The sequence below is a fragment of the Nonomuraea sp. NPDC001684 genome, assembly GCF_053596515.1.
This window is the reverse complement of record NZ_JBSFGJ010000445.1, coordinates 1-7,632: the sequence shown is the minus strand read 5'-3', so window position 1 is coordinate 7,632 and position 7,632 is coordinate 1. Positions and strand designations below refer to the sequence as shown.

Sequence of the window (7,632 nt, the reverse complement as noted above, 5' to 3'; positions counted from 1 at the left end):
CTCCAGGAGCTCCTGGGCGCGGCGGATGCGCTGGGTGAGCAGCCACTGCAACGGGGTGGTGCCGGTCATGGACCTGAAGTGGCGGCCGAGGTGGCGCGAGCTCAGGTTCGCCCGGCGGGCCAGGTCCTCCACCGTCAGGGGCTGGTCCAGGTGCCGGCCCGCCCAGGCGAGCAGGTCGCCGAGGGGATGGCCGTGCGGCTCGGGGACGGGGGTGGCGACGAACTGGGCCTGGCCGCCGGGCCGGTGCGGCGCCACGACCAGGCGGCGCGCGATCGCGTTGGCGACCGCCGAGCCGTGGTCGCGGCGGACCAGGTGCAGGCACAGGTCCAGGGCGGCGGCCTTGCCCGCGGCCGTGAGCACGCTGCCCTCGTCCACGTAGAGCACGTCGGGATCGACCTTGATCCGGGGATGGCGGGCGGCCAGCGTCTCGGTGTGGGCCCAGTGGGTGGTGGCCCGCCGTCCGTCCAGCAGGCCGGCCGCGGCCAGGACGAACGCGCCCGTGCACAGCGAGGCGACCCGCGCGCCCGCCTCGTGCGCCGCGCGCACGGCCGCGACGAGGTCGGCCGGCGGCTCCTCGTCCACCTCGGCCCAACCGGGGACGATCACCGTGTCGGCCCCGACGAGCCGGTCGAGCCCGGCGTCGGGTTCGAGCAGGAACCGCCCGTCGGCCCGTACGGGACCGGCTCCGCAGATGACCGGCTCGTACCAGCGTTCGACGGGGACGGGCGGGGGTGAGCTGAACAGCTCGTAGGCCAGGGCCAGCTCGAAGTGCAGGATCCCGTCGGCGACGGCTACCGCGACTGTGGTCACGTCCGGAATTGTACGCATCATGTCGTTCCGGACGCTCGTGCGGCGACGCGGCGGACCGCCAGGATGTCCGCATGGCTGATGCGCACATGACACAGATGAAGACGACCGGCTCCGCGGTGGCGATCTACGGCGCGTACGGGCACACGGGCCGTTTCGTGGTGGCGGAGTTGCTGCGGCGCGGGCTGGCGCCCGTCCTGGCGGGCCGCGACGGCGACGCGCTCAAGGCGCTGGCCGAGACGTACCCCGGGCCGGCGGTCAGGCAGGCGTCGGTGGACGATCCGGCGGCGCTGGACCGCGTCCTGGACGGCGTGGCCGCGGTGATCAACTGTGCCGGGCCCTTCGCCGCCACGGCCGCCCCCGTGATCGAGGCGGCCCTGCGCGCCGGCGTCCCGTACGTGGACGTCGCGGCCGAGATCGAGGCCAACGTGGACACCTTCGAGCTGTTCGCGGAGCGCGCCCGGGAGGCGGGGGCGGTGATCGTGCCCGCGATGGCCTTCTTCGGCGGGCTCGGCGACCTGCTGGTCACGGCGGCGATGGACGACTGGACCGGCGCCGACGAGGCGCACGTGGCCTACGGGCTGGACAGCTGGCACCCCACGACCGGCACCCGGGCCGCGGGCAAGGTCTCCAGGGAGCGGCGCGCCGGCCGGCGCGTCCGCCACGCCGGCGGCCGGCTGGAGTACCGCGACGACCGGGCGCCGGCCGGGAAGTGGTCCTTCCCCGAGCCGACCGGGACGCGCGACGTCATCGCGGAGTTCTCGATGGCCGACATCGTGACCGTCCCGAGCCACCTGAACATCCCCGAGGTGCGCAACTACATGACGGTCGAGGCGGCCACGGACGTGGTGAACCCCGACACCCCGGCCCCGGTCGCGGCCGACGAGCACGGGCGGTCGGCGCAGCCGTTCGTCGTGGACGTGGTCGTGCGTTCGGGCGCCGGGGAACGCCGGGCGGTGGCCCGCGGCCGGGACATCTACGCCGTCAGCGCGCCGCTCGCGGTGGAGGCCGTCGAGCGCGTCCTCACCGGCCGGACGAGGGCCGCCGGGGTGGCCTCGGCGGGGCGCGTCTTCGACGCGCCGGACTTCCTGCGGGCGCTGTCGCCCCACATCGAGGTCGAGCTCGACACCGCGGCGCAGCGCTGACCCTCGCGCGCCTGGACCACGTGCGGGTCGCGGCGATCCTCCCGCCAGGCCCTGGTGGACACCGCGCGCCGGCGGCGGGGGCCGATCCACGCCGCCGCGGGCGGGTTCAGCCCGGCAGCACCGACAGTTCGCAGGCGTAGGAGTCGGCCGGCGCGTTGAGCGCCCACACGACCATCGCGGCCAGCGATTCCGGCCGGATGCACGCCTGCGGGTCGTACGGGCGGCCGAAGGCGGCCCTGACCTCGCCCAGCAGGTCGGTCGCCGTGGCCGCGGGGTAGACCGTGGTGACCCGGACCCCGTGGACGGCCTCCTCCTCGCGCAGCGAGTCGGCCAGTTCGCGCAGCGCCGCCTTGCTGGCCACGAACGCCGACCAGCGCGGGACGCCGGTCAGCCCGGGGGAGGCGTTCACGAAGATCACATGGCCCCTGGACCGCCGCAACGCGGGCAGCGCGAGCCGGACGAGCTCGGCGGCGGAGGCCACGTTCACCGCCATCGTGCGCCGCCACGTGTCGGGGCCGGCCTCGGCGACGGCCTCCACGGGGGAGATGCCGGCGCAGTGCACCACCGCGCGTATCTCCGTGAGCTCCGCCGTCAGCGCCTCCATGGCGGGGCCAGCGACGCGGGGTCGGCCAGGTCGGCCTCGATCCCGCGGACGTCCAGCCGCCCGACGTCACGTCCGACGGCGATCACCCGATGCCCGGCCGCGCCGAGCGCGGCGGCCAGCGGCCTTCCGATTCCTCCGGTGGCGCCGGTCAGCAGCAGGTTGCCCATGGCGGCCGAGCATTCCGGCAGGACGAGCAGGACGCAACGGCCTTTCCGCCCGTCCGCTCACATCCATCGGGAACGGTTCGATTTCACCTCTGGTGCACCAGGCGTATTCAGCGTACGTTACTCAGCACTCAGTATTCAGAGTGTGACATGTTACAGATCCAGAGGTCACCGTGAAGATCCACACAATCGCCGCCGGGCTGCTGGCCACCGGACTTCTCGCCGCCGGATGCGCCACCGGCGGAACCGGCACGGCCAAGGGGCCCGCTCCCTCGATCGCCGCGTCCACCCCCGCGGAGTTGTCCGGTGAGGTCAAGGTGTGGTCGTTCGACGTGGGTGCGACCGCCCTGAAGCGTCTGGCGCCCGAGTTCACCAAGCTGCACCCCAAGGTGAAGATCGACGTGACGGACGTCGGCTACGACAACATCTACGAGAAGGTCACGGTCGGCATGCAGTCGGGCACCGGCCTGCCCGACGTCGTGCACCTTGAGGACGAGCGAGTCCCCGGCTACGCCAAGAACTTCCCCAACGGGCTGGCCGACCTCGGGCCGGTCGCCGGCAAGCTGAAGGCCGACTTCGACCCGGCCAAGTGGCAGACGGCCTCCGGCGAGGGCGGCAAGCTGTTCGCGCTGCCGTGGGACTCCGCGCCCGTCGGCCTGTTCTACCGGCGCGACTACTTCGAGCAGGCCGGCATCAAGGCCGAGGACATCCAGACCTGGGACGACCTGATCAAGGCCGGCGAGACGCTGAAGGCCAAGACCGGCAAGAAGCTCATGGTCTCCGACCTGGGCAACAGCGAGCCGCTGTTCACCACCCTGTTGCAGCAGCAGAAGCAGGGCAGGTTCGTGGACGGCAAGGTCGCGGTCAACACCCCGGCCGCCGTCAAGGCGCTGACCCTGATCAAGACGATGAACGACAAGGGCCTGCTGCAGAACGAGCAGGGCTGGGACGGCCGGGTCACCGCGACCAAGGAGGGCAAGGCGGCCGTCGCGCCCACCGCCGTCTGGTGGACGGGCACGCTGGTGTCGGAGATGCCGGAGCTCAAGGGCAAGTTCGGCGTGATCCCGCTGCCCGCGTTCGAGCCGGGCGGAGTGCGCACCTCGGCCAACGGCGGGTCCATGCTGGCGGTCACCGGCCAGACGAAGAACCAGCAGGCGGCGTGGGCGTTCGTCGAGTTCGTCACGGCGAACAAGGACAGCCAGCTGTCGATGATGAAGCAGGAGTCGCTCTTCCCGGCCTACCTGCCCGCGCTGGCCGACCCGTACTTCTCCGAGCCGGTCGAGTACTTCGACGGGCAGCCGGTCAACAAGATCTTCGCCGACCAGGTGCGCGCCATCCCGGCCGTGGAGTCCACCGACGACGACGCCGAGGCCAGTGAGCTGCTGAAGAAGCTGCTGCAGCGTGCGGTGGTGGGCGGCAAGGACCCCAAGGCCGTGCTGGACGAGGCGGCCGAGCAGATCGCGTCCGCCACGAAGCGGGAGATCGGATGATCGTTCGGCGCCGCCTGGTCCCCTGGATCTTCGCGGGGCCCGCCGCCGCGCTGCTGGCGCTCTTCTTCGCCTACCCCCTGGGGGCCAGCCTCTGGCAGAGCCTCCAGCGGACCGAGGACGGCGTGACCGAATGGGCCGGCCTGGAGAACTACCAGCGCCTCCTGCACGACGACAGGTTCCTGCAGTCCCTGGTCAACGTCGGGCTGATCCTGGTCGTGCAGGTCCCGATCATGATCGCGCTGGCGCTGGCGCTGGCGTACGTGCTCAACCAGTCGTGGCTGCGGTTCCGCGCCACGCTGCGGATCGCGTACTTCCTGCCCGCCGTGACGACGCTGGTCGCCTACGCGGTGGTCTTCCGGGTGCTGCTGCGCACCGACGGCGGCATGGTCAACCAGCTGCTCGGCGTCGAGATCGCCTGGCTGGACGACCCGGCCTGGGCGCGGGTGGCGCTGATCGCGTCCATCACCTGGCGGTGGACGGGCTACAACATGATCATCCTGCTGGCCGGCCTGCAGGCGATCGGCAAGGAGCAGTACGAGGCCGCCTCGATCGACGGGGCCGGGCCGCTGCGGTCGTTCGTCAGCGTGATCGTGCCGCAGCTCAAGCCGGTGATCCTGTTCTGCTCGATCACCTCCACGATCGGCACGCTCCAGCTGTTCGACGAGAACAAGCTGCTCACCGACGGCGGCCCCGACGACGCGACCACCTCGCCGATCCTGCTGCTCTACCAGGTCGGATTCAAGCAGTTCGACTTCGGTTACGCCGCGGCGATGGCCTGGGTGGTGGTGCTGCTCATCGGGGTGCTCTCCTACGCCCAGTTCAAGTGGTTCGGGAAGGAGAAGTCATGAAACGCCTGCTGCTCTGGCTGCTCATGGCGGCCGGCGCGGTGGTCAGCATAGCGCCGTTCTACTGGATGTTCGTCGCCTCCACGCACGACACGTCGGAGCTGTTCCGCAGCCCGCCCCCGTTCCTGCCCGGGGACGACCTGCTGGACAACCTGCGGTCGCTGGAGGAGACGATCGGCTTCTCCCGCGTGGTGCTCAACAGCCTCGGCACGGCCCTCGTCTACACCGCGCTGTCCGTGCTGGTCAGCGCCATGGGCGGGTACGGCCTGGCCAAGTACCGCTTCCGCGGGCGCGGCCTGCTGCTCGCGGTGATCCTGGCGACGATGATGATCCCGTTCCAGGTGCTGCTGGTGCCGCTGTTCCAGATGATGGCCAGCATCGGCTGGGTCGACTCCTACGAGTCGATCGTCATCCCGTTCCTGGCCAACTCGTTCGGCATCTTCCTCATGCGCCAGGCCTTCCTCGACTTCCCCGACCAGCTCATCGAGAGCGGACGCCTGGACGGCGCCGGAGACCTGCGGATCTTCTACCGGATCGTGCTGCCCGTGGTCCGGCCGCAGCTCGGCGCGCTGGTCATCTTCACGTTCATGAGCCAGTGGAACTCCTTCATCTGGCCCCTGCTCATGCTCACCAGCGAGGAGAAGTACGTGCTTCCGGTCGCGCTCAGCCACCTCACCGGGCTGACCCGCGTCGACTACTCGGGCCTGATGCTGGGCGCGCTGCTGGCCACGCTGCCGCTGATGCTCATCTTCTTCGTCTTCCAGAAGCAGTTCGTCTCCGGGCTGCTCGGCGGAGCGGTGAAGGGGTGAGGCCGCAGCCCCGCCGCTGACGTCGGCCTGCCGGAGTGCCCGCGCTCCGGCAGGCCCGGCCGCCGGGAACGACCCGCTATGACGTAACTCACCCTCCTCGACGTCACATCTCGGCCGCCGATCCCGTCTTGAAGGCGAAGGCGAAACGAGGAGGGTCCGATGCGCTCATCGGTGCGGAAACGTCAGTCGTCGGGGCTCGGTCATTGGTCGTTCATGTTCGCCGAGGTGGCCATCTGGTCCTTCGCCGTCCTGGTGGTGACCGGGCTGTTCCTCATGGTGTTCTTCGACCCGGACATGTCCCCGGTGCTCTACCACGGCGTGTACACGCCGCTGAGCGGCGTCCCGGTCAGCAGGGCGTTCGACTCGACCATGCGGCTGAGCCTGGAGGTGCGCGGCGGGCTCTTCGTCCGGCAGGTGCACCACTGGTCGGCGCTGGTGTTCGTGGCGGCGGTCGCGATGCAGTTGCTGCGCATGTTCGTGACCGGCGCGTTCCGGCGGCCGCGCGTGCCGCAGTGGCTGATCTGGGTGACGCTGCTGCCGCTCGGGATGGCCGCGGGGGAGACCGGCAACATCCTGCCCGACGACATGCTCTCCGGCGGCAGCCTGTGGCTGATCCAGTCGGTGCTGCTGTCGATCCCCGTCGTGGGGTCGTACGGCGCGCAGCTGCTCTTCGGCGCCGGGTTCCCCGGCGACAGCATCATCCCCACCATGTACTGGACGCACGTGCTGGTGATCCCGGCGGCCATGGTCGCGCTGCTGGCCGCCCGTGAATGGCTGGTGCGGCGGCACGGGCACTCGCGGTTCGCCGCGCCGGTCCCGGCTCGGGCGGGCGTGCGGCCGTTGATGGCGGGCACGACGATCGGCGTCCTGGTCATCCTCGGCCTGGCCTTCCAGATCGCCCCCATCTGGTTGTACGGGCCGGCCGGGCCCGGCCAGATCTCGGCCGGCTCGGTGCCCGACTGGTACATGGGCTTCCTCGACGGCGCTCTGCGGATCATGCCGGGCTGGGAGCTGACGATCGGGGGGTACACGCTCAGCCTCGCCGTCCTGGTGCCCACGCTGGTGGTCCCCGGGGTGTTCTTCACCGTCCTGGCCGGCTACCCGCTGGGCGAGCGCCTCGTCCTGCGGCGTCCCGGCCGGCGCGACGCGCTCGGCCGGCCCAAGAGCAGGAGCCGCCTGGCCGCCGAGGCGACCGGGCCGGCCGTGCTGGACCGGCCGCGCGAGGCGCCCGTGCGAACCGCCGTCGCCGCCGCCGGGGTCGCCTTCTACGGGCTGCTGTGGGCAGCCGCGGCCAACGACCAGCTCGCCCACCAGTTCCACCTCTCGGTGGAGGCCGTGACGATCTTCTTCAGGTACGCCGTCCTGCTCGGCCCGGTCGTCGCCTTCTGGCTGACCCACCGGCTCTGCCTCGGCCTGCGCCTCCAGGACCGGCACGACGCGGAGCACGGGCCGGAGAGCGGCGTGATCGTCCGGAGCGCGCAGGGCGGCTTCCACGAACGCCCGATGCACCTGGAGCCCGAGCGGCAGCACGCGGTCACCGCGCCGCGCGACTGACCGGGCGGGCCGGGCCGCTTGACCTTGACACTGTGACAAGGTCTTCACTGGTCGCCGAGGAGGTGGTCCCGATGACCAGGCAGGAACAGGACCCGGACCCGACCGGCGCCGTCGGAGGGCTGGCGGCCGGCGACCCGTCCGTACGGCTGCGGGCGGCCCTGGCGGTGGGCACGACGCCGGACCCGCGCCTCGACGGCGCGCTCGTCGAGCGCTG

Annotated in this window: 8 protein-coding genes and 1 pseudogene; 6 read left to right on the top strand and 3 right to left on the bottom strand. The window is 71.5% G+C overall.

The genetic code is table 11. The features are described 5' to 3' along the window. The coding region (locus ACWCSD_RS43220) for a DJ-1/PfpI family protein (protein WP_449923884.1) at positions 1-810 on the bottom strand (810 nt) is incomplete at its 3' end. 71 nt (positions 811-881) lie between these two features. On the opposite strand from ACWCSD_RS43220, the gene ACWCSD_RS43215 reads away from it, so the two are divergent. Beyond that, positions 882-1,952 (top strand): saccharopine dehydrogenase family protein, encoded by a 1,071-nt coding sequence (locus tag ACWCSD_RS43215; protein ID WP_449923881.1) that lies wholly within the window; start codon positions 882-884, stop codon positions 1,950-1,952. Between the two features lie 106 nt (positions 1,953-2,058). Here the strand turns inward: ACWCSD_RS43215 and ACWCSD_RS43210 are convergent, their stop codons facing one another. Continuing rightward, positions 2,059-2,556, bottom strand: a complete 498-nt coding sequence (locus ACWCSD_RS43210; protein WP_449923878.1) for an SDR family NAD(P)-dependent oxidoreductase — start codon at positions 2,554-2,556, stop codon at positions 2,059-2,061. Continuing rightward, the gene (locus ACWCSD_RS43205; protein ID WP_449923875.1) at positions 2,544-2,723 is read right to left on the bottom strand and encodes an NAD-dependent epimerase/dehydratase family protein; all 180 of its coding nucleotides are present in this window, start codon (positions 2,721-2,723) and stop codon (positions 2,544-2,546) included. The genes ACWCSD_RS43210 and ACWCSD_RS43205 overlap by 13 nt, the downstream gene beginning before the upstream one ends. 170 nt (positions 2,724-2,893) lie before the next feature. Here ACWCSD_RS43205 and ACWCSD_RS43200 point away from each other — a divergent pair, with 170 nt between their 5' ends. From ACWCSD_RS43200 to ACWCSD_RS43180, 5 genes and pseudogenes are all read left to right on the top strand, one after another. Further along, positions 2,894-4,210 carry an ABC transporter substrate-binding protein gene (locus tag ACWCSD_RS43200; RefSeq protein WP_358286997.1) on the top strand — a complete coding sequence of 439 codons (1,317 nt, stop codon included), beginning with the start codon at positions 2,894-2,896 and terminating at the stop codon, positions 4,208-4,210. Beyond that, positions 4,207-5,058 (top strand): carbohydrate ABC transporter permease, encoded by an 852-nt coding sequence (locus tag ACWCSD_RS43195; RefSeq protein WP_397157011.1) that lies wholly within the window; start codon positions 4,207-4,209, stop codon positions 5,056-5,058. The genes ACWCSD_RS43200 and ACWCSD_RS43195 overlap by 4 nt, the downstream gene beginning before the upstream one ends. After that, positions 5,055-5,864, top strand: coding sequence for a carbohydrate ABC transporter permease (locus ACWCSD_RS43190; RefSeq protein ID WP_358286995.1), 810 nt, complete (start codon positions 5,055-5,057; stop codon positions 5,862-5,864). The genes ACWCSD_RS43195 and ACWCSD_RS43190 overlap by 4 nt, the downstream gene beginning before the upstream one ends. Before the next feature lie 159 nt (positions 5,865-6,023). Then, on the top strand, positions 6,024-7,418 hold the full coding sequence (locus ACWCSD_RS43185; protein WP_397157009.1) for a cytochrome bc complex cytochrome b subunit: 1,395 nt from the start codon (positions 6,024-6,026) through the stop codon (positions 7,416-7,418). A 32-nt stretch (positions 7,419-7,450) separates the two neighbouring features. Next, positions 7,451-7,632: pseudogene (locus ACWCSD_RS43180) on the top strand (hypothetical protein); the annotation flags it as partial.